Raw genomic sequence first — 20,708 nt, 5'->3', positions numbered from 1 at the left:
GCTTTACAGTGTGATTTTGAAAAATGCAGACATAAAAAAACCCGCCGAAGCGGGTTTTTTTATTAGCGATAACAATTAAGCGGTTTTCTTCGCTTTCTTGTCAGCTTTAGCGACAGGAGCTGCTGCTTTAGCAGGTGCTGCTTCGTTGCCTTCTTCGGAGAATTCACGACCGTAGAAGGTATCCATCAGAATTTGTTTCAGTTCAGAGATCAGTGGGTAACGTGGGTTAGCACCGGTACACTGGTCATCGAACGCATCTTCAGACAGTTTATCAACGTGTGCCAGGAAGTCAGCTTCCTGAACGCCTGCTTCGCGGATGGACTTAGGAATACCCAGTTCAGCCTTGATAGAATCCAGCCATGCCAGCAGTTTCTCGATCTTAGCAGCAGTACGGTCGCCCGGTGCGCTCAGACCCAGATGGTCTGCGATTTCAGCATAACGACGACGCGCTTGTGGGCGGTCATACTGGCTGAATGCAGTTTGCTTGGTTGGGTTGTCATTCGCGTTATAGCGGATAACGTTGGAAATCAACAGGGCGTTCGCCAGACCGTGAGGAATGTGGAACTGTGAACCCAGTTTGTGAGCCATTGAGTGACACACACCCAGGAAGGCGTTCGCAAACGCGATACCCGCGATGGTCGCAGCGTTGTGTACACGCTCACGAGCAACTGGGTTTTTGGAGCCTTCGTTGTAAGATGCTGGCAGGTTTTCTTTCAGCAGTTTCAGCGCTTGCAGAGCCTGACCGTCAGAGAACTCGCTTGCCAGTACGGAAACGTAAGCTTCCAGTGCGTGAGTCACGGCATCCAGACCACCGAATGCACACAGGGACTTAGGCATATCCATCACTAGGTTGGCATCAACAATCGCCATATCTGGAGTCAGAGCGTAGTCAGCCAGTGGGTATTTCTGACCTGTTGCATCATCAGTTACAACTGCAAACGGAGTCACTTCTGAACCCGTACCGGAAGTGGTAGTAACCGCGATCATTTTCGCTTTTACGCCCATTTTCGGGAACTTGTAGATACGCTTACGGATGTCCATGAAGCGCAGTGCCAGTTCTTCGAAGTGAGTTTCTGGGTGCTCGTACATAACCCACATGATTTTCGCAGCATCCATTGGTGAACCGCCGCCCAGCGCGATAATCACGTCTGGTTTGAAGGAGTTCGCCAGTTCTGCACCTTTACGTACCACGGTCAGAGTTGGATCAGCTTCTACTTCGAAGAAGACTTCAGTTTCAACGCCAGCTGCTTTCAGAACAGAAGTGATCTGGTCTGCATAGCCGTTGTTGAACAGGAAACGGTCGGTAACGATCATCGCACGTTTGTGACCATCAGTAATCACTTCGTCCAGCGCGATTGGCAGAGAGCCACGGCGGAAGTAGATAGATTTCGGAAGTTTATGCCACAACATGTTCTCAGCTCGCTTAGCAACGGTTTTCTTGTTGATCAGGTGCTTAGGACCCACGTTCTCAGAGATGGAGTTACCACCCCATGAACCACAACCCAGAGTCAGGGAAGGCGCGAGTTTAAAGTTGTACAGGTCACCGATACCACCCTGTGAAGCAGGGGTGTTGATCAGGATACGTGCAGTTTTCATTTTGTCGCCGAAGTGCTTAACGCGCTCTGGCTGGTTGTCCTGGTCTGTGTACAGGCAAGAGGTGTGGCCGATGCCGCCCATTTCAACCAGTTTCTCAGCTTTAACAACTGCATCTTCGAAGCTCTTAGCACGGTACATAGCCAGAGTTGGAGACAGTTTTTCGTGAGCAAATGGCTCAGATTCGTCAACCACGCTAACTTCACCAATCAGAATCTTGGTGTCAGCCGGTACTGTGAAGCCTGCCAGTTCAGCAATTTTGGTTGCTGGCTGACCAACGATAGCTGCGTTCAGCGCGCCGTTTTTCAGGATGATGTCCTGAACAGCTTTCAGCTCTTTGCCCTGCAGCATGTAGCCGCCGTGGGATGCAAAACGTTCGCGCACTGCGTTATAAGCAGAGTCAACAACGATAACTGATTGCTCGGAAGCACAGATTACGCCGTTATCGAAGGTTTTAGACATCAGGATAGAAGCAACAACACGTTTGATGTCAGCAGTTTCGTCAACAACAACTGGAGTGTTACCTGCGCCTACACCGATTGCTGGTTTACCGGAGCTGTATGCAGCCTTAACCATACCTGGACCACCAGTAGCCAGAATCATGTTGATATCTGGGTGGTGCATCAGAGCGTTAGACAGTTCGACAGAAGGTTGGTCAATCCAACCAATCAGATCTTTAGGAGCACCCGCAGCGATCGCAGCTTGCAGAACGATGTCTGCTGCTTTGTTGGTCGCGTCTTTTGCACGTGGGTGTGGAGAGAAGATGATCGCGTTACGAGTCTTCAGGCTGATCAGAGACTTAAAGATAGCCGTTGAAGTTGGGTTAGTCGTCGGAACGATACCGCAGATGATACCGATTGGCTCAGCGATGGTGATAGTCCCGAAGGTCTGGTCTTCACTAAGAACACCACAGGTCTTTTCATCTTTATAGGCGTTGTAGATATACTCTGAAGCAAAGTGGTTTTTGATCACTTTATCTTCAACGATACCCATGCCAGATTCGGCAACGGCCAGTTTCGCTAGAGGGATTCGAGCATCGGCAGCTGCCAGAGCGGCGGCGCGGAAGATTTTATCAACTTGCTCTTGAGTAAAGTTGGCATATTCACGCTGGGCTTTCTTGACGCGCTCTACAAGTGCGTTAAGTTCAGCGACATTAGTTACAGCCATAATGCTCTCCTGATAATGTTAAACTCTTTTAGTAAATGAGCTGCTCGAGACGACAGTATAGTCAGCGGGCAACAGCTTGCGTAAAACCACGAGCCACGACTATCCAAAAACTTCCCAAAACGACCTGCTGATTTACTAAAAGAGCCTTATCGAAAAAACCTATTCATGGTCTGAATTATACGCTCTTCAGATGTATCCAAGAGTACTCACTTCTGAGTAGGTTTTTTGTGATGTAAATCACATTATCCTAAGGCTGACTCCATTCAGCACGCCAGAATCAGGTTACTGATAAATCTTTAAAATTTTAGTCACAGCTAAGACAAAACAAACTACCATATTTTCAACAAGCGGGTAACATTATTGATTAATATCGCATTTGCTTCTAAAAGTAGTTATCTATGCTACGAAAGGGCGTAGCGCCAGCAACTGTTTTCCATTACATTACGCCGGCCTTTGCTACGTTCATTTGCGGAGTTTTTAGTGGCTCAATCCTTGTTTGATTTGCCTACCTATTTTAAGTTCTTTATTGGCTTGTTCGCGCTGGTAAACCCGGTGGGGATTATTCCCGTCTTTATCAGCATGACCAGCTACCAAACCGCGGTAGCGAGGAATAAAACCAACCTTACTGCAAATCTGTCAGTAGCTATCATCTTATGGACGTCATTGTTCCTCGGTGACGGCATTCTTCAGTTATTCGGCATATCAATAGATTCTTTCCGTATTGCCGGTGGGATTCTGGTCGTGACTATTGCGATGTCGATGATTAGCGGTAAGCTCGGGGAAGATAAACAGAACAAACAAGAGAAGTCAGAAAGTGCTATTCGCGAAAGCGTCGGTGTTGTTCCCCTGGCACTTCCATTAATGGCCGGCCCTGGTGCAATCAGTTCTACCATTGTCTGGGGGACTCGCTACCATAGCTGGAATTATTTAATCGGTTTTACGATTGCTATTGCACTATTTGCTTTCTGTTGTTGGCTGGTTTTCCGCCTTGCACCATGGTTAGTCCGTCTGCTGGGGCAAACGGGCATTAACGTCATCACCCGTATTATGGGTTTGTTATTGATGGCTTTGGGGATTGAATTTATCGTCACCGGTCTGAAAACTATCTTCCCAGGGTTGCTAAGTTAGTTCTGCTGAATCTGAGATATGAAAAAGCAGAATAACCATTCTGCTTTTTTCTTGTTAACTTCCCACCAAAACTCATCTGTTAAGAACATTCCCGCATCGTTTATTTTAAAAATCATTCATAAGAAAATGCTTTGGAAACGGGGCATTAGCCGCCTTGATTTTCTTCCACTGTACATAAAATTCACAATCGCATCGTTATTTCACTCACACTACACAATGATACTTGCTGCCGCTTTATTGAGATGATATTAGTTAATCAAGCTCTCTTGTAGATGAATGTGCTAAAAAACAACCAATTGTTAAATTATTGTGAATCTCGGAGTTGCGCCAAATGCTGGAAAGCGCTTGCCTATGGTCACGCCACTATCTCTTTTATTTTTAATCATTTAAGTAGAGAAAATGCGCCGATATGGCTCCTCTACAAATGTGATGCTGACTAGATAAAAGAGAAATGCTTAACAAATTTGCAAATTGTATTGGCGGGCATCAGGCGCTTTTGATACTTTCCGGGCAACACAATTATCTGAAAAATGTTTCATTTACAGATGACTCATCAATATCAACCTGAGAACAGGGTAGGTTGATTAAGAATCGACGGAGCAGGGTGCCAATAAGAGCATCCCCCAAATAAAGTCGGTGATAGCAAGTAACACAGAAGAACAACCTGGCAGCTGCATAACGCTCTTGCACTGTTAAGGAACCCCCAGAGGGGAAGAGGCTGGCTTTCGGGTCGGTAATTATAATGAGTGGAGTATCAACACAATGTCCATCATCACAAAAAAAAGTCTGGTAGCAGCAAGCATTTTATCCGCGCTAATCGTAGGCAATGTGGCCATGGCGGCCGAAGTTCCTGCAGGTGTTCAACTGTCAGAAAAGCAAACGTTGATTCGAAACAACGGTGCTGAACCACAGTCTCTGGACCCAAATAAAATTGAAGGCGTTCCTGAGTCAAACGTGAGCCGTGATCTGTTTGAAGGTTTATTAATTACTTCTCCAAAAGATGGCCACCCAATTCCGGGCGTAGCAGAGTCCTGGGATAATAAAGATTTTAAAGTCTGGACCTTCCATCTGCGTAAAGATGCGAAATGGTCTAACGGCGAGCCTGTTACCGCGCAAGATTTCGTCTATAGCTGGCAGCGTCTGGTTGATCCAAACACCGCTTCGCCATACGCAAGCTACCCGCAATACGGCCATATCGTAAACGTTGATGCCATCATCGACGGCAAAATGAAACCAAGTGAACTGGGTGTAAAAGCCATTGACGACCACACTCTGGAAGTCACTCTGAGCGAGCCTGTTCCTTACTTCTACAAACTTCTGGTTAACCCGGCGATGTCCCCGGTGAATAAAACTGCCATTGAGAAGTTTGGTGAAAAGTGGACCCAACCTGCAAACATCGTGAGCAACGGTGCTTATAAACTGAAAGATTGGGTTGTTAACGAACGCATCGTGATGGAGCGTAATACCAATTATTGGGATAACGCCAAAACGGTTATTTCACAAATTACCTATCTGCCAATCTCTTCCGAAGTGACGGATGTGAACCGCTACCGCAGCGGCGAGATTGACATGACCTATAACAACCTGCCAATCGAACTGTTCCAGAAGCTGAAAAAAGAAATTCCAGCTGAAGTTCATGTTGACCCGTATCTGTGTACTTACTACTACGAAATCAACAACCAGAAAGCTCCGTTCAACGATGCGCGCGTTCGTACCGCTCTGAAACTGGGCCTGGATCGCGACATCATCGTTAATAAAGTGAAGGCGCAGGGCGACCTGCCAGCATATGGCTACACCCCTCCTTACACTGACGGTGCAAAACTGACTAAACCTGAGTGGTTCTCATGGACTCAGGAAAAACGTAACGAAGAAGCGAAGAAATTACTGGCTGAAGCAGGCTATACCAAAGATAAACCGCTGACCTTCGACCTGCTGTACAACACCTCCGATCTGCACAAGAAACTGGCTATCGCTGCCGCTTCTATCTGGCAGAAAAACCTCGGTGTGAACGTTAAGCTGGTAAACCAGGAGTGGAAAACCTTCCTTGATACTCGTCACCAGGGCAACTACAACGTTGCGCGTGCTGGCTGGTGTGCGGATTACAACGAACCGACTTCCTTCCTGAACACGATGCTTTCAACAAGCTCAATGAACACCGCACATTATAAGAGCCCAGCGTTTGACGCCATCATGGCGGAATCGCTGAAAGCGACGGATGAGGCACAACGCGCTGCCGCATACGATAAAGCGGAACAGCAATTGGGCAAAGATTCTGCAATCGTTCCGGTTTATTACTACGTGAATGCCCGTCTGGTGAAACCATGGGTTGGCGGTTATACCGGTAAAGACCCGATGGACAATATCTATACTAAAGATATGTATATCATCAAACATTAATGGCAATTCGTGGGGCAAGTTTTAGCCTTCATGATTCACGCTGCAACGTGAATTATTTAGGGTAATTTTTGCCCCATCGTGTCTTATTTTATCGCACTCTAAAGGCACAGCCAGAAGGTACGGGCAATGTTGAAATTTATTCTACGTCGTTGTCTGGAAGCAATTCCGACACTCTTTATTCTTATAACAATTTCATTCTTCATGATGCGCCTTGCGCCGGGGAGTCCATTCACCAGCGAACGCGCACTGCCGCCAGAAGTGATGGCGAACATTGAAGCCAAATACCATTTAAACGATCCGATCTCCACCCAGTATTTCAGCTACCTGAAACAACTGGCACACGGTGATTTTGGCCCGTCATTTAAATATAAAGATTATTCAGTGAACGACCTGGTGGCTTCGAGCTTCCCTGTCTCTGCCAAATTAGGCGCAGCTGCATTTATTTTTGCAGTGGTCTTAGGTGTATTAGCAGGGGTGATTGCCGCACTGAATCAAAATACCAAATGGGATTACGCCGTAATGGGGGTGGCCATGACCGGGGTCGTTATCCCGAGCTTCGTGGTTGCGCCATTACTGGTTCTGATATTTGCGATAACCCTGAAGTGGTTGCCCGGAGGCGGGTGGAACGGAGGGGCCATTCAATACATGATACTGCCAATGGTCGCGCTGTCGTTGGCTTACATTGCCAGTATCGCGCGTATCACTCGTGGCTCGATGATTGAAGTTCTGCACTCCAACTTTATCCGTACCGCACGTGCGAAAGGGTTGCCGATGCGCCGCATTATTTTGCGCCACGCATTGAAACCTGCACTGTTACCGGTTCTGTCTTATTTAGGCCCGGCTTTCGTCGGTATCATTACGGGTTCAATGGTTATCGAAACCATTTACGGATTACCAGGTATTGGCCAGTTGTTCGTTAATGGCGCGCTGAACCGCGATTACTCTTTGGTGCTGAGTCTGACCATTCTGGTCGGCGCACTGACGATTCTCTTTAACGCGATTGTTGATGTGCTGTACGCCGTTATCGATCCGAAAATCCGTTACTGATACTGGAGTTCGCCATGATGTTGAGTAATAAAAACAGCGAGGCGCTGGAAAACTTCAGTGAAAAACTAGAAGTAGAAGGCCGTAGCCTTTGGCAAGATGCTCGCCGCCGCTTTATGCATAACCGTGCAGCGGTTGCGAGTCTGATTGTCCTGGCATTTATCGCGCTGTTCGTCACTTTTGCGCCGATGCTGTCGCAGTTTAGTTATTTTGATACCGACTGGGGAATGATGTCGGCCGCACCTGATATGACCTCTGGTCACTATTTTGGTACTGACTCCTCAGGTCGTGACCTGCTGGTTCGAGTGGCAATCGGCGGGCGTATCTCGCTGATGGTTGGCGTTGCAGCAGCGTTGGTGGCGGTCGTCGTCGGGACGTTATACGGTTCGATGGCGGGTTATCTGGGCGGCAAAATCGACTCGGTAATGATGCGTCTGCTGGAAATCCTGAACTCCTTCCCGTTCATGTTCTTCGTGATTTTGCTGGTGACTTTCTTTGGGCAAAACATCCTGCTGATCTTCGTGGCAATCGGGATGGTTTCCTGGCTGGACATGGCGCGTATTGTACGCGGCCAGACACTCAGCCTGAAACGTAAAGAGTTCATCGAAGCCGCTCAGGTCGGTGGGGTTTCTACCGCCAATATTGTGGTTCGTCACATCGTGCCAAACGTACTGGGCGTGGTCGTCGTTTACGCCTCGCTGCTGGTGCCAAGCATGATTCTCTTCGAATCCTTCCTGAGCTTCCTGGGTTTGGGTACGCAAGAGCCGTTAAGTAGCTGGGGTGCATTACTGAGCGATGGTGCTAATTCCATGGAAGTTTCCCCATGGTTGCTGATGTTCCCGGCAGGCTTCCTGGTTATCACTCTGTTCTGTTTCAACTTTATCGGCGATGGCCTGCGTGATGCCCTCGACCCGAAAGATCGTTAAGGAGTGCCGCGATGAGCACAATTGAAAATCCTGCGGTGGTTACTCCACTGAACGCGACTTCTGCGTTGTTAGACGTAAAAGATTTGCGTGTCACCTTCGGTACGCCAGACGGTGACGTTACGGCGGTAAACGATCTGAATTTCAGCCTGAAAGCGGGTGAAACACTGGGTATTGTCGGCGAGTCCGGCTCCGGTAAATCGCAAACCGCTTTCGCCTTGATGGGCTTGCTGGCGGCAAATGGCCGTATCGGCGGGTCAGCTAAATTCAACGGACGCGAAATCCTCAACCTGCCTGAAAGCCAGCTTAACCGCTTGCGTGCAGAACAGATTTCGATGATTTTCCAGGACCCAATGACCTCACTGAACCCTTACATGCGTGTAGGCGAGCAGTTGATGGAAGTGCTGATGTTGCACAAAAAATTGGGTAAAGCGGAAGCGTTTGAAGAATCGGTTCGAATGTTAGATGCGGTTAAAATGCCTGAAGCACGTAAACGCATGCGTATGTTCCCGCATGAGTTTTCCGGCGGGATGCGCCAGCGTGTAATGATCGCAATGGCGTTGCTGTGTCGTCCGAAACTGTTGATTGCTGATGAGCCAACAACCGCACTGGACGTCACCGTACAGGCGCAAATCATGACGCTGTTAAACGAGCTGAAACGCGAATTTAACACCGCGATTATCATGATCACCCACGATCTCGGCGTTGTTGCCGGGATCTGCGACAAAGTGCTGGTGATGTATGCCGGTCGTACCATGGAATACGGTCAGGCGCGGGATGTGTTCTACAATCCGGTGCACCCGTATTCTATCGGCCTGCTGAATGCGGTTCCGCGTCTGGACGCTGAAGGTGAGTCTTTGTTGACCATTCCTGGCAATCCGCCAAACCTGCTACGTTTGCCGAAAGGTTGCCCGTTCCAACCACGTTGCCCACACGCAATGGAAATTTGTAACACAGCGCCACCACTTGAGCGTTTTGGTGAAGGTCGCTTGCGCGCCTGCTTTAAGCCAGTGGAGGAATTAGTATGAACGCAGTGACTGAAGAGAAAAAAGTTCTCTTAGAAATCGCCGATCTCAAAGTGCATTTTGATATCAAAGATGGCAAACAGTGGTTCTGGCAACCGTCCAAAACTCTGAAAGCCGTTGATGGTGTGACGCTGCGTTTGTACGAAGGCGAAACGTTGGGCGTGGTAGGGGAATCCGGTTGCGGAAAATCGACTTTTGCCCGTGCCATTATCGGCCTGGTTAAAGCGACCGAAGGCCGCGTAGCCTGGTTGGGCAAAGATTTGCTGGGGATGAATCCGGAACAGTGGCGCGAAGTGCGCAGCGATATCCAGATGATTTTCCAGGACCCGCTGGCTTCCCTGAACCCGCGTATGAATATCGGCGATATTATCGCGGAGCCGCTGCGCACTTATCACCCGAAAATGCCACGCCAGGAAGTTCGCGACCGCGTAAAAGCGATGATGATGAAAGTGGGCTTGCTGCCAAACCTCATCAACCGTTACCCGCACGAATTCTCAGGTGGCCAGTGTCAGCGTATCGGGATTGCTCGCGCACTGATCCTCGAGCCAAAACTGATTATCTGCGACGAACCAGTATCGGCGCTGGACGTATCCATTCAGGCTCAGGTCGTTAACCTGCTGCAAAAACTGCAACGTGAAATGGGGCTTTCCCTGATCTTCATCGCGCACGATTTGGCGGTGGTAAAACATATATCTGACCGTGTTCTGGTGATGTATCTGGGCCATGCGGTCGAGTTGGGTACCTACGATGAGGTTTATCACAATCCGCTGCATCCATACACTAAAGCATTGATGTCAGCCGTGCCGATTCCTGACCCGGATCTGGAAAGAAATAAAACGATACAACTTCTTGAAGGGGAGTTGCCATCGCCTATTAACCCGCCGTCAGGCTGCGTATTCCGTACGCGTTGCCCGATTGCAGGACCAGAATGTGCGAAAACTCGCCCGGTACTGGAGGGCAGCTTCAAGCATGCCGTTTCCTGTCTCAAGGTAGACCCGCTATAATCTCGCAGGGCTGGCATGATGCCAGCCCTTTTAGTTTGTGAGGTTACTGTGCTGATTACGACCGCCCGTAAGCGGATGTACCATCTTCTCTTCGATCAAAGAACTCATTCAGGCCGTCGCTTTGAAGCGTTTTGTGGCTTATTCGCCTTACTCAGTGTGATTGCCGTATTTGTCGAATCAGGGCTTGGGACGCAATATCATCTGACTTACGACGAATGGAAGCTGTTTGTTTACCTGGAAATCGGTTTTACGCTGCTATTTACCCTGGAATATATTTTGCGGGTACTGTGTTGGCCCAATCCGCGCAAATATGTATTTAGTTTCTGGGGGTTTATCGATCTGGCGACGATTTTGCCGTTATATGTTTTGTGGCTGTGGCCCGAAATTGGCGTCAATTACGTCTTCGCCTGGCGCGCAATGCGTGCCATACGCGTCCTCAGGATCCTCAAATTACTGCGTTATATGCCGACGCTGCACTCTTTATGGCAGGCAATTCTCAATGCCCGGCACCAGCTCATTCTGTTTTACGCCTTTATTTTGATTGTCATGGTGGTGGCAGGCGGCTTGATGTATGGCATTGAAGGGCCACCCAACGGCTTTACGACATTAAGCACGTCGGTCTATTGGGCTGTGGTGACGGTGACAACGGTGGGGTATGGCGATATTACGCCGCATACCGGGCCTGGCCGAATGGTTGCTTCGATACTTATTTTGATTGGTTACTCGGTCATTGCTATCCCAACCGGGATTATCACCGCGCATATGACGAATGAATTTCAAAAGCAGCGTAATGCGCGCCTGTGTCCAAATTGCCATAAAGGCAATCACGACGAAGAAGCGCGATTCTGCAAATCTTGCGGGAGTGCGTTACCTAAGCTGTAGTTCAGATGTAAATGGCGGATGGCGCTAACGCGTATCCGCCCTACAAAGCCTTATTCGCGCCACAGAATATGGCAAAGTTTGTGGTCTTTTTCACGGCACAACAGCACGCGAGCAAAGATATCATTGAGTTCGCCACCGTCGGTATCGGCAAGGCCAATCACCACTTCGGCAAAGAAGTCCGGGTTCAGGTCGAAATCAACGTGTTCCTGCCAGTCTTCGGCGGGGTCAAAAAGTTCGGCACCGCCGCGCTCCTCAAATTGCAGGTTAAACAGAATCACATCTGCCGGATCGAGATTATCTACCGCCAGTTCGAGAAAAATATCGTAAGCCTGCTCGAGCGTTTCATCTTCTGTCAGGCGGTTGTTCAGATCCATTTCCATCTCTTTTTCCACTTATCGAGTGCTAATGCGCCACGTTTTACAGCAACGGGCTAAAGAAGTAAAACAGTCGCTCTACCACGCGCTGCCACATTGGTCGTTTCACCCACAAACGCAGGTCTACCAGCCGTGAGCGGGAGATATAGTCGTCTTGTACCGCAGCAAGGTCACTGGCAAAACCGGAGTCGTCGATAACCAACGTAATCTCGAAATTAAGCCACAGACTACGCATATCCAGATTCACGGTCCCCACCAGACTCAATTGCCCATCGACCAACACGCTCTTGGTATGCAGTAATCCGCCTTCGAACTGATAAATCTTCACGCCCGCGGCCAGCAGCTCGGTAAAGAAGGCGCGACTCGCCCAGCCCACCAGTAACGAATCATTCTTGCGCGGAATGATAATGCTCACGTCTACACCCCGTTGCGCAGCGGTACAAATCGCATGGAGCAAATCGTCGCTCGGCACAAAGTACGGCGTGGTCATAATCAAATATTCACGCGCCGCATAGACCGAAGTCAGTAACGCCTGGTGAATCAAATCTTCAGGGAAACCAGGACCTGAGGCTATGGTGTGAATTGTGTGTCCTGTTGCTTCCTCAAACGGCATGATATTCGCGTCAGGCGCGGGCGGTAATATGCGTTTTCCGGTTTCGATTTCCCAGTCGCAGGAATAGACGATGCCCATTGCGGTGGCGACCGGGCCTTCCATGCGCGCCATTAAATCCACCCATTGCCCAACGCCTGCATCTTGCTTAAAGAAGCGCGGGTCGACGAGATTCATGCTGCCGGTGTAGGCAATATAGTTATCGATCATCACCATTTTGCGGTGCTGGCGTAAATCCATGCGGCGCAGGAACACACGCATCAGATTAACTTTGAGCGCTTCAACTACTTCCACGCCCGCGTTACGCATCATGTTCGCCCAGGGACTGCGGAAAAATGCGACGCTACCCGCAGAGTCGAGCATTAACCGGCAATGGATACCGCGACGCGCCGCTGCCATCAGGGATTCCGCCACCTGATCGGCTAAACCGCCTGGCTGCCAGATGTAAAACACCATCTCGATGTTATGGCGTGCCAACTGAATATCACGGATCAGCGCATGCATTGTTTCATCAGAAGTGGTGAGCAACTGGAGCTGATTGCCTTTGACGCCTCCAATCCCCTGGCGGCGTTCGCATAGCTGGAATAATGATGCGGCGACTTCGCTGTTTTCTTCAGCAAAAATATGTTTGCAGCTTTTAAGATCGTTAAGCCATTTGGCGGTCGACGGCCACATAGCACGTGCGCGTTCTGCGCGACGTTTACCCAGATGAAGCTCACCAAACGAGAGATAGGCGATTATCCCGACCAACGGCAGAATATAGATAATCAGAAGCCATGCCATGGCAGAAGGAACTGCGCGACGCTTCATTAAAATGCGTAGCGTCACGCCGGCGATTAAAAGCCAGTAACCTAAAATTATCAGCCAACTAACGACTGTATAGAAGGTTGTCATAGTTCAAAAATCCTTTAGAAACCGTATGCTTTTGAGTTTACGCACAACCGCCAGTTGTTGACACTAAAACTAATCGTAAAACGACTGGCCTGGCGAGAAGAAGACATTATAATGGCGCGTGTTAAATGCAACCTGAGTCGTAAAAATGAGGCGTAGTAGAACTGAGGTCGGACGGTGGCGTATGCTTCGTCAGACACAACGGCGCAGATCGCGTTGGCTGGAAGGTCAGTCGCGCCGCAACATGCGCATTCACGCCATCAGAAAGTGCCAGACAAACCGCCAACGTAATTCCTTGCTGTTTGCCATTCACGATCAATGGGCGTCGTAAAGAAAAGGGCACCGCTTGCGGTGCCCCGAATCTTCAAATCGTTTTACGAGAAATGCATTGCCAGTAAGATAATCAACACCGTTATCGAACCTGCGGCGACGATCACTAACGGATGCTTTGCCAGCCAGGCATTCCAGCGAGCTTCCTGATTACCCACCGATTGCTTATGGCGTTCATACGACTCGTCAAAAAGATCCATCAAAATTTCCTGATAACTTCATTCACCGAACTGATAGTTGAATCAGAATACCTTCTTGAATGGCTTGATAGCCACCTGTTTATAAACACCCGCAGCAATATAAGGGTCAGCTTCGGCCCAGGCTTGCGCATCTTCAAGTGATGCAAACTCAGCAATCACCGTTGAACCGGTAAAACCCGCAGCACCAGGATCGTTACTGTCGACCGCAGGCATTGGACCCGCCGTTAGCAGGCGGCCTTCATCGCGTAATAATTGTAGACGTGCGAGGTGGGCAGGGCGCACTGCCGTACGCTTTTCGAGAGAGTCGGCATTATCTTCCGCATAAATGACATACAGCACGAGCAGCACTCCTTAATGATATGAGGGTTGTAAAGTACGGTAAGTGAATGACGTTAATACTGCAATTGAAAGATAAACAAGATGTTAAATCGGTGCGGTGAATGAGGGAAAATCCAGCGTCTGGCAGGAAAATAAACGACTTTATACGATGCGTTGTTGAATATGATTGCTATTTGCATTTAAAATTAACGCCTGTTTAAGACACCTAAGCCATTATGACGTCAATGACCCTTGATTTACCTCGCCGCTTTCCGTGGCCGACCGCACTCTCTGTCGTGCTACATGGCGCTGTAGTTGCGGGGTTGCTCTATACCTCGGTACATCATCAGGTTATTGAGTTGCCCGCACCGGCACAGCCGATCAGTGTCACGATGGTGGCACCTGCTGAGCTTGAGCCTCCACAGCCTGAAGTCGTGCAACCGCCGCCTGAGCCGGTAGCAGAACCTGAGCCAGAACCGATCCCTGAGCCGCCGAAAGAAGCGCCGGTGGTCATTCATAAGCCAGAGCCGAAGCCTAAACCTAAGCCAAAACCGAAGCCGGTGAAAAAGGTTGAAGAGCCAAAACGCGACGTGAAGCCTGTTGAACCGCGCCCGGCAGCGCCGACGAATACTGCGCCTGCTCGCCCGGCACCGGTGGCGAAAGCGGCACCGGTTACTTCTACGGCACCTGTTGCAACAGGGCCTCGCGCATTGAGCCGAAATTCGCCGACCTATCCAGCGCGAGCCCGCTCTTTGCGCCTCGATGGCAACGTCCGTGTGCAATTTGATGTGGAACCGGATGGCAGCGTGACGAATATCAACGTGCTGGATGGGAAGAACGCAAACCTGTTCGCGCGTGAGGTGAAAATGGCCGTGAAAAAATGGCGCTACGAGAGTGGCAAACCTGCACGTGGCCTGACAGTTAACGTGATATTCAAACTTAACGGTAGCGCGACGATGGAGTAATCGCACTCCTGACGCCGTAAAAAAACGGAACCTCCTGGTTCCGTTTTTTTATGCTTACGATATGCGCTTACATGAAGGTATAACTCAGGTTCACTCCCACACCATAATTACGCCCTGGTGCCGGTTCGTAATAGCGATTATTACCTTCATTAACGATAACGGAGCCGACGTATTCGCGGTCGAACAAGTTATCAACGCGTCCCCAGACATCTAACATCCAGCTTTCCTGAATGCGCAATTTATAGCCGCTGTTGAGCGACGCGACAGTATAAGAAGGTGCTTTCGCGGTGTTTTCATCATTCGCCTGAATGTCACTCATATAACGTACATCGGCACCCGCGTAGAAACCTTCTGGCGGGGCGTACCCCAGCGACGCGTATCCCATATTGCGTGCAATACCGGGAATGCGATTACCCTCGCAGTTTTCAGCGCCACAGGCGTTGCTGCGATAAGTCGCGTCCAGATAAGTCCACGCCATTTTCACGCGCCAGTCATTGGCAAACTGGCTATCAGCAGAAAGTTCTAACCCCTGGCGACGCGTTTTCCCGGCATTTTTGTAAGTCGTGCGCCCACCGCTGCTCTGGTCCGCGACGATTTCATCATCGGTATCTGTCTGGAAAAGTGCCGCGCTAAACAGGCTATTGCCCACACGCGTTTTGCTGCCGATTTCAACCGTATCGCTGGTGGACGGTTTTAAACCGAAATTCAAACCAGACTGCCCATTATCACGATAGGAAAGCTCGTTGATGGTCGGTGTTTCAAAACCCCGGCCCGCAGAGGTATAAATATTCCAGGCGTCGGTCACTGCATATTTCAGTGCTGCGGCTGGCAGCCATTTGTGGTAGCTCGCGTCACCACTGTCATCGCCATTTTTCCCGACAATATATTGATCGTTTGAATCAAAATAGACCGAACTAAACCGCACACCCGCATCAAGACTCAGCTTATCGGTGAATTGCCATGCGGTTTGCAAATAAGGATCGACATTCCACATCAGGTTGCGCTCATCGCGTCGCAGGTCGCCTTTCTCACCCAAAACCGTTGTGCCATTTTCGACGACAAAGTTTTGATAGCCTTTGCGCTTTTCCGACATGGTTTCGTAATCAAGCCCGGTGGTAAATGTCACCGGAACCGCGAGCAGATTTCCACGATGCGTCCAGCGCGAATCAATCCCCTGGTAATGCCGGGACAACGCTATCACGCCGCCTGGATGAGTAGGGTTCAACTGCGGAGCCACGGGAATTGACTGGTATTGCGTGGTTTCTCGCACACCGGCATACATCATCACGCTCAGATCGTCATTGGCACTTAGCTGGCGGTCATAACGCAGCCCGGCTTGAGTCTGTTTAGTGCTCTTGCGTGTATTGTATTGTTCAGCGCGAGGGGCTTGCGTCGGATTGTCATGCCATTCCTGCTCGGTTAAACCGCCCGGATCGTTGGCATCAATATCTACGCTATTGAGCAGAAGCGTTATTTTACTCGCCTCGTTAAGCCGCACGCCCAGTTTGGCATTGCCGAGATTTTTTTGTGCGCTGCTGTGGTCGCGATAACCGTGAGTGGTAAAGCGTGATGCTGAGATAGCGTAGTCAACATCGCCCGCCTGGGTGCCGTCGCCGGTAGCGCCTGTCGCTTTAACGCTATTGCGCCAGCTTCCAAAACTCCCGTAATACGTGCTGGCTTCGAGCGTCGGCGGCTGCGTGCCGGTGGTTGTCGTGACATTAATGACGCCACCAGATGCGTTGCCGTAGAGCGCTGAAAATGGCCCGCGCAGCACTTCAATGCTTTCAACGCTGTTAATGTCGATATTCGAGGTTTGCCCTTGCCCGTCAGGCATGGTGGCAGGAATACCGTCAACATACATCCGTATCCCGCGCACACCGTAAGTGGAACGCGAACCGAACCCACGAACCGAAAGCTGTAAATCCTGCGCGTAATTCTGGCGATTCTGAACTTGCAGACCCGGCACGCTGCCGAGGCTTTCTGAAAGATTCACGCGTGGGGCCGCCTGGCGCATATCGTCGCCATTGACCACACTCACCGCCGCGGGCGTGTCCAGCTCGGAAATCGGGCCTGGCGTGGCGCTGACGACCATCGTGTCTTCTACCGCGAGCACGGGAAGCGCAAAGGTAGAGAGGGCCGGAGCTAAAATCAGCGGTAGGGAAATCTTTCCATGGTGCACAATTTTCATCAGACATTTTCACTGGTGGAGACATTTACGTTCCGGACGAACCATCTGGAACATTCAGGTGGGTATGTTAATACTTGTGATGAATGTTTGAAAAGTGTTAACGGCACATAACGTTAATGCAAATTTTTAGCGTGAAGAAGAAAAAGAACGAATCTGAAAAATATTTCACTTTTTCTGCATCCAGTTCGTTTCCTCATTCGTATATCAGAGTGTGAGCCAATAACGCGCTCCTGACGCAATGAGGAATTAACCATGAACAAATTGATTACTGCTGCTGTTACTACATCGTTACTGTTCAGTGCAACCTCCATGGCTGCCATGATGTCAGACTCCGTTATGGTAGGCGGCGCTGCGATGTATCCTTCTAAAAATATTGTAGAAAATGCGCTGAATTCTAAGGATCACACCACGCTGGTTGCGGCGGTAAAAGCGGCAGGGCTGGTGGATACCTTGCAAGGTCCAGGGCCATTTACCGTGTTTGCGCCAACTAACGCCGCCTTTGCAAAACTGCCGGCAGGCACCGTTGAAAATCTGGTAAAACCGGAGAATAAAGCCACGCTGACCAGCATCCTGACTTACCACGTGGTGGCAGGTAAATACGACATGAAGCAGCTTGAGAAAAAAATCAAAGATGGCGGCGGTCATGCAGAACTGAAAACCGTCAACGGCCAGCCGCTGTGGATTATGAGCAATGGCCCGCACAACATTCAGCTTAAAGACGGCAAAGGCAATATTGCCAATATCAGCACTTATGATGTGAATCAGAAAAACGGGGTGATTGATGTGATTGATACGGTTCTGATGCCGAAATAAATCCTGTCTATACTCGGTGTGGGTGAATTCGCCCACACCCCAATCAGGATGGATATGGATAATAAGCAGGTGCAGCATCAGGTTATGCTGGTAAGGGCGGTTGCCGAGGGCGACCGTCGCGCTTTTGAACAACTCTATCGCCAGACTTCCCCGCACCTTTTTCCCGTCGCTTTGCGAATGTTGCGCCGTTCGGCCTGGGCGGAAGAAGTGCTTCATGACAGCTTTCTCTCGGTGTGGAACCGTGCCGCTTCTTACGACCCGACGGCGAGCTCCCCGATGACATGGATGACGCATATTGTCCGCAACCGTTGCATTGACTGGCTGCGAAGCGGTACAGCACGCGCCAGCGAACTCGAAGAAGAACTCACCGAGTTCACACCGATGTCGGGTAACGAAAGCGCAGAAACTCATCATGGCGACGACGAAGTCGAGCAACTCACTCGCTGCCTGGCGCATCTCCCCCCGGAGCAGCGCCAAAGTGTGGTTCTGGCTTACTACCAGGGGATGTCGCATAGCGAAATTGCGACATGGATGCATCAACCGCTCGGCACCATTAAAAGCTGGGTTCGCCGTGCGCTCGGCCATCTGAAGGACTGTGTGGGATTATGAAAAGCAGACAAGATATCGATAGCGCGCTGGCTGCACAGTATGCCCTGGGCACATTGCGTGGCGGTGCGCGTCTGCGTTTTGAGCGGCGACTGGCCAACGAACCCGATTTAGTCGCCATTTTAGGTCGCTGGCAAACGATGCTAGCCGCACTCGATAACAACGTTGTGGCGCGAACGCCGCCGGAACGCGTGTGGAAGAAAATACAACTCAGCTTGCCGCCAACAAAGCGCATAGCAGGGTGGAACTGGAACTATTTAGGATGGGCGCTGGCCGCAGGGCTTGCCGCAATTGTGCTGGTCCCACATTTCACCCGTCCTACTCCGGAACTTGCACCGCTGGTGGTATTAAACAGTAGCGATGCGGCGAAAGGGCAGTGGATTATCAGCACCGACAGCAATCGCCAAACGCTGAAGCTGGTTCCGGTACAAACGCGTGAAATTGCCGCCAATAGCAGCTTGCAGCTGTGGGCCATCCCGCAAGGGGAAAAACCGATTTCATTGGGCTTAGTGAATACGCAGCAGACGACGCAGTTAGCGGCAGGAAATGTAAAGCTTGTGGCAGGGATGACGATTGCAATGAGTCTCGAACCGCAGGGGGGGTCTCCAACCGGGCAGCCGACCGGGCCAGTTGTGTTTAGTGGGACGTTATAAACACTGCAAAAGGGCAGAATACTCATTCTGCCCTGTATGTTTAAACCGGACTAAACGTTTGGAATATCGTCTGGATGCGCATCAGGATTATGCGCCAACTCGTGTACGCGTTTACGCGCACCAAACCAACCCAGCACCAGCAACACCCCAATCAGTGGAATGGACGCAATGGTATAGGTTCCATTCGGATAATCGAACGCCATTAACGCCAGCACGCTGAACAGGAACAACAGCGTCAACCACGAGGTGAACGGTGCTCCCGGCATTTTAAAACTGACATCCGCTGCTTTCCCTTCTTTAATCGCTTTGCGCAGACGCATCTGGCAAATCACGATAAACGCCCAGGAAGTGATAATTCCCAGCGAGGCCACGTTCAGGACAATCTCAAACACTTGCGAAGGCACAAGATAGTTCAGCACCACGCCAATCACATAAACGCCAAGCGTCACCAGAATCCCGGCATACGGCACTTGTTGCTTACTCATCTTTGACATGAATTTGGGTGCCGAGCCGCCCATCGACATGGAACGCAGAATACGCCCGGTGGAATAGAGGCCCGAGTTGAGGCTCGAAAGCGCCGCGCTCAGCACCACCATATTCATGATGTCACCGATGTAAGGCACGCCGAGTTTTGAGAAAAATGTCACAAACGGGCTTTGCCCGGCTTGATAGGCATTCCACGGCAGCAACAACACCAGCAAAACGACGGAGCCGACGTAAAACAGGCCGATGCGCCAGATAACGCTGTTAATCGCTTTCGGCACCATGGTCTGCGGATCTTTACACTCGCCAGCCGCCGTGCCGACCAGTTCAATCGAGGCAAAGGCAAACACCACGCCCTGCACCAGAACTAAAGCAGGCAACAGGCCGTGGGGGAAGAAACCGCCGTTATCGGTGATTAAATGGAAGCCGGTCGCGTTGCCATCAAGCATTTTGCCGCTGCCGAGGAAAACCGTCCCGACGACCAGGAACGCGACAATGGCGAGGACTTTGATCAGCGCGAACCAAAATTCCATTTCTGCGAACCACTTCACGCCGATCATATTCATCGTGCCGACGATCCCCAGGGCGCAGAGCGCAAACACCCACTGCGGAATATCTCCGAACGCGCCCCAGTAATGCATATACAGTGCGACGGCGGTGATATCGACGATGCCGGTCATCGCCCAGTTTACGAAGTACATCCAGCCTGCAACGTAAGAGGCTTTCTCGCCGAGGAACTCACGGGCATAAGAAACGAAACTGCCGCTGGAAGGGCGATGGAGCACCAGTTCGCCCAGCGCACGTAGAATAAAGAAAGAAAAGATCCCGCAAACCAGATAGACCAGCGCTAACGCCGGGCCAGCCATTTGCAAACGAGCGCCTGCGCCTAAGAACAGGCCGGTGCCAATTGCGCCGCCAATGGCAATCATCTGCACCTGGCGGTTGCCCATCGCTTTGTGATAACCGGAATCGTGTGAATTTAGCCAACGTCGTTTGGCTGCGTGTTTTTCTGCTTCTGTGGTCGATGTTGTGTTCATGTTTCCCTTTATCCTTGTCAAAAGAATCCCGTTTTGTAACCTGACATTTTTTAACTTCAGCCTTATAACGGCAGCGT

19 protein-coding genes are annotated in these 20,708 nt (G+C 50.4%); 12 read left to right on the top strand and 7 right to left on the bottom strand.

Features of this window, described 5'->3' with window-relative positions:
* Positions 1 to 75: 75 nt before the first annotated feature.
* Entirely contained in the window at positions 76 to 2,760 is a 2,685-nt protein-coding gene (adhE, locus tag DY231_RS13490) for a bifunctional acetaldehyde-CoA/alcohol dehydrogenase (RefSeq protein ID WP_115629011.1), read from the bottom strand.
* Between the two features lie 480 nt (positions 2,761 to 3,240).
* Here adhE and DY231_RS13485 point away from each other — a divergent pair, with 480 nt between their 5' ends.
* The 7 genes from DY231_RS13485 (at position 3,241) to DY231_RS13455 (ending at position 11,163) form a co-directional block, all read left to right on the top strand.
* Positions 3,241 to 3,888 (top strand): YchE family NAAT transporter, encoded by a 648-nt coding sequence (locus DY231_RS13485; RefSeq protein WP_034494989.1) that lies wholly within the window; start codon positions 3,241 to 3,243, stop codon positions 3,886 to 3,888.
* 762 nt (positions 3,889 to 4,650) lie between these two features.
* Positions 4,651 to 6,285 (top strand): oligopeptide ABC transporter substrate-binding protein OppA, encoded by a 1,635-nt coding sequence (oppA, locus tag DY231_RS13480; RefSeq protein ID WP_115629009.1) that lies wholly within the window; start codon positions 4,651 to 4,653, stop codon positions 6,283 to 6,285.
* A 126-nt stretch (positions 6,286 to 6,411) separates the two neighbouring features.
* Positions 6,412 to 7,332 (top strand): oligopeptide ABC transporter permease OppB, encoded by a 921-nt coding sequence (gene oppB, locus DY231_RS13475; protein ID WP_034455836.1) that lies wholly within the window; start codon positions 6,412 to 6,414, stop codon positions 7,330 to 7,332.
* Positions 7,333 to 7,346: 14 nt separating this feature from the next.
* Complete coding sequence (oppC, locus tag DY231_RS13470) at positions 7,347 to 8,255, top strand: oligopeptide ABC transporter permease OppC (RefSeq protein ID WP_034494990.1); 909 nt, start codon at positions 7,347 to 7,349, stop codon at positions 8,253 to 8,255.
* Positions 8,256 to 8,266: 11 nt separating this feature from the next.
* Positions 8,267 to 9,280, top strand: coding sequence for an ABC transporter ATP-binding protein (locus DY231_RS13465; protein ID WP_034494992.1), 1,014 nt, complete (start codon positions 8,267 to 8,269; stop codon positions 9,278 to 9,280).
* Positions 9,277 to 10,281 carry a murein tripeptide/oligopeptide ABC transporter ATP binding protein OppF gene (gene oppF / locus DY231_RS13460; RefSeq protein ID WP_115629007.1) on the top strand — a complete coding sequence of 335 codons (1,005 nt, stop codon included), beginning with the start codon at positions 9,277 to 9,279 and terminating at the stop codon, positions 10,279 to 10,281. The genes DY231_RS13465 and oppF overlap by 4 nt, the downstream gene beginning before the upstream one ends.
* 15 nt (positions 10,282 to 10,296) lie before the next feature.
* Positions 10,297 to 11,163: an ion transporter gene (locus DY231_RS13455; RefSeq protein WP_115629005.1), complete on the top strand. Its 867-nt coding sequence runs from the start codon at positions 10,297 to 10,299 to the stop codon at positions 11,161 to 11,163.
* Positions 11,164 to 11,213: 50 nt separating this feature from the next.
* Here DY231_RS13455 and DY231_RS13450 read toward each other — a convergent pair whose 3' ends face one another.
* Positions 11,214 to 11,543: an HI1450 family dsDNA-mimic protein gene (locus DY231_RS13450; protein ID WP_034494996.1), complete on the bottom strand. Its 330-nt coding sequence runs from the start codon at positions 11,541 to 11,543 to the stop codon at positions 11,214 to 11,216.
* A gap of 37 nt (positions 11,544 to 11,580) precedes the next feature.
* Positions 11,581 to 13,041: a cardiolipin synthase gene (gene cls, locus DY231_RS13445; RefSeq protein WP_115629003.1), complete on the bottom strand. Its 1,461-nt coding sequence runs from the start codon at positions 13,039 to 13,041 to the stop codon at positions 11,581 to 11,583.
* 145 nt (positions 13,042 to 13,186) lie between these two features.
* Here cls and DY231_RS13440 point away from each other — a divergent pair, with 145 nt between their 5' ends.
* Positions 13,187 to 13,369: a YciY family protein gene (locus DY231_RS13440; protein WP_072009405.1), complete on the top strand. Its 183-nt coding sequence runs from the start codon at positions 13,187 to 13,189 to the stop codon at positions 13,367 to 13,369.
* Between the two features lie 43 nt (positions 13,370 to 13,412).
* Here DY231_RS13440 and DY231_RS25230 read toward each other — a convergent pair whose 3' ends face one another.
* Positions 13,413 to 13,568, bottom strand: a complete 156-nt coding sequence (locus DY231_RS25230; protein ID WP_172588694.1) for a hypothetical protein — start codon at positions 13,566 to 13,568, stop codon at positions 13,413 to 13,415.
* A 42-nt stretch (positions 13,569 to 13,610) separates the two neighbouring features.
* Positions 13,611 to 13,907: a YciI family protein gene (locus DY231_RS13435; protein WP_034455828.1), complete on the bottom strand. Its 297-nt coding sequence runs from the start codon at positions 13,905 to 13,907 to the stop codon at positions 13,611 to 13,613.
* A 224-nt stretch (positions 13,908 to 14,131) separates the two neighbouring features.
* Here DY231_RS13435 and DY231_RS13430 point away from each other — a divergent pair, with 224 nt between their 5' ends.
* Complete coding sequence (locus tag DY231_RS13430) at positions 14,132 to 14,851, top strand: energy transducer TonB (RefSeq protein ID WP_115629001.1); 720 nt, start codon at positions 14,132 to 14,134, stop codon at positions 14,849 to 14,851.
* Between the two features lie 67 nt (positions 14,852 to 14,918).
* Here DY231_RS13430 and pqqU read toward each other — a convergent pair whose 3' ends face one another.
* The gene (pqqU, locus tag DY231_RS13425) at positions 14,919 to 17,039 is read right to left on the bottom strand and encodes a TonB-dependent receptor PqqU (RefSeq protein ID WP_115628999.1); all 2,121 of its coding nucleotides are present in this window, start codon (positions 17,037 to 17,039) and stop codon (positions 14,919 to 14,921) included.
* A gap of 252 nt (positions 17,040 to 17,291) precedes the next feature.
* Here pqqU and DY231_RS13420 point away from each other — a divergent pair, with 252 nt between their 5' ends.
* The 3 genes from DY231_RS13420 to DY231_RS13410 are packed head-to-tail and all read left to right on the top strand — an operon-like array spanning position 17,292 to position 19,111.
* Positions 17,292 to 17,852: a fasciclin domain-containing protein gene (locus DY231_RS13420; RefSeq protein ID WP_115628997.1), complete on the top strand. Its 561-nt coding sequence runs from the start codon at positions 17,292 to 17,294 to the stop codon at positions 17,850 to 17,852.
* Between the two features lie 54 nt (positions 17,853 to 17,906).
* Positions 17,907 to 18,461, top strand: a complete 555-nt coding sequence (locus DY231_RS13415; RefSeq protein ID WP_115628995.1) for an RNA polymerase sigma factor — start codon at positions 17,907 to 17,909, stop codon at positions 18,459 to 18,461.
* Entirely contained in the window at positions 18,458 to 19,111 is a 654-nt protein-coding gene (locus tag DY231_RS13410) for an anti-sigma factor (RefSeq protein ID WP_115628993.1), read from the top strand. Before DY231_RS13415 ends, DY231_RS13410 begins: the two co-directional genes overlap by 4 nt.
* Positions 19,112 to 19,161: 50 nt before the next feature.
* Here DY231_RS13410 and ansP read toward each other — a convergent pair whose 3' ends face one another.
* Positions 19,162 to 20,631 (bottom strand): L-asparagine permease, encoded by a 1,470-nt coding sequence (gene ansP, locus DY231_RS13405; protein ID WP_115628991.1) that lies wholly within the window; start codon positions 20,629 to 20,631, stop codon positions 19,162 to 19,164.
* Positions 20,632 to 20,708 lie beyond the last annotated feature (77 nt).

Origin of the sequence: Buttiauxella agrestis (genome assembly GCF_900446255.1) — a bacterium.
GTDB lineage: Bacteria > Pseudomonadota > Gammaproteobacteria > Enterobacterales > Enterobacteriaceae > Buttiauxella > Buttiauxella agrestis.
Note: the sequence above shows the minus strand (reverse complement) of the source record. Positions and strands in the feature narration are given on the sequence as shown.

Bases quoted from the DNA above. Each gene is read 5' to 3' on its own strand.
- oppB (WP_034455836.1), top strand. From the start codon at position 6,412: ATGTTGAAATTTATTCTACGTCGTTGTCTGGAAGCAATTCCGACACTC.
- DY231_RS13415 (WP_115628995.1), top strand. From the start codon at position 17,907: ATGGATAATAAGCAGGTGCAGCATCAGGTTATGCTGGTAAGGGCGGTT.
- oppA (WP_115629009.1), top strand. From the start codon at position 4,651: ATGTCCATCATCACAAAAAAAAGTCTGGTAGCAGCAAGCATTTTATCC.
- DY231_RS13440 (WP_072009405.1), top strand. From the start codon at position 13,187: ATGAGGCGTAGTAGAACTGAGGTCGGACGGTGGCGTATGCTTCGTCAG.
- oppF (WP_115629007.1), top strand. From the start codon at position 9,277: ATGAACGCAGTGACTGAAGAGAAAAAAGTTCTCTTAGAAATCGCCGAT.
- oppC (WP_034494990.1), top strand. From the start codon at position 7,347: ATGATGTTGAGTAATAAAAACAGCGAGGCGCTGGAAAACTTCAGTGAA.
- pqqU (WP_115628999.1), bottom strand. From the start codon at position 17,039: ATGAAAATTGTGCACCATGGAAAGATTTCCCTACCGCTGATTTTAGCT.
- adhE (WP_115629011.1), bottom strand. From the start codon at position 2,760: ATGGCTGTAACTAATGTCGCTGAACTTAACGCACTTGTAGAGCGCGTC.
- DY231_RS13465 (WP_034494992.1), top strand. From the start codon at position 8,267: ATGAGCACAATTGAAAATCCTGCGGTGGTTACTCCACTGAACGCGACT.
- DY231_RS13430 (WP_115629001.1), top strand. From the start codon at position 14,132: ATGACCCTTGATTTACCTCGCCGCTTTCCGTGGCCGACCGCACTCTCT.
- cls (WP_115629003.1), bottom strand. From the start codon at position 13,041: ATGACAACCTTCTATACAGTCGTTAGTTGGCTGATAATTTTAGGTTAC.
- DY231_RS13455 (WP_115629005.1), top strand. From the start codon at position 10,297: ATGATGCCAGCCCTTTTAGTTTGTGAGGTTACTGTGCTGATTACGACC.
- DY231_RS13420 (WP_115628997.1), top strand. From the start codon at position 17,292: ATGAACAAATTGATTACTGCTGCTGTTACTACATCGTTACTGTTCAGT.
- DY231_RS13450 (WP_034494996.1), bottom strand. From the start codon at position 11,543: ATGGAAATGGATCTGAACAACCGCCTGACAGAAGATGAAACGCTCGAG.
- DY231_RS25230 (WP_172588694.1), bottom strand. From the start codon at position 13,568: ATGGATCTTTTTGACGAGTCGTATGAACGCCATAAGCAATCGGTGGGT.
- ansP (WP_115628991.1), bottom strand. From the start codon at position 20,631: ATGAACACAACATCGACCACAGAAGCAGAAAAACACGCAGCCAAACGA.
- DY231_RS13410 (WP_115628993.1), top strand. From the start codon at position 18,458: ATGAAAAGCAGACAAGATATCGATAGCGCGCTGGCTGCACAGTATGCC.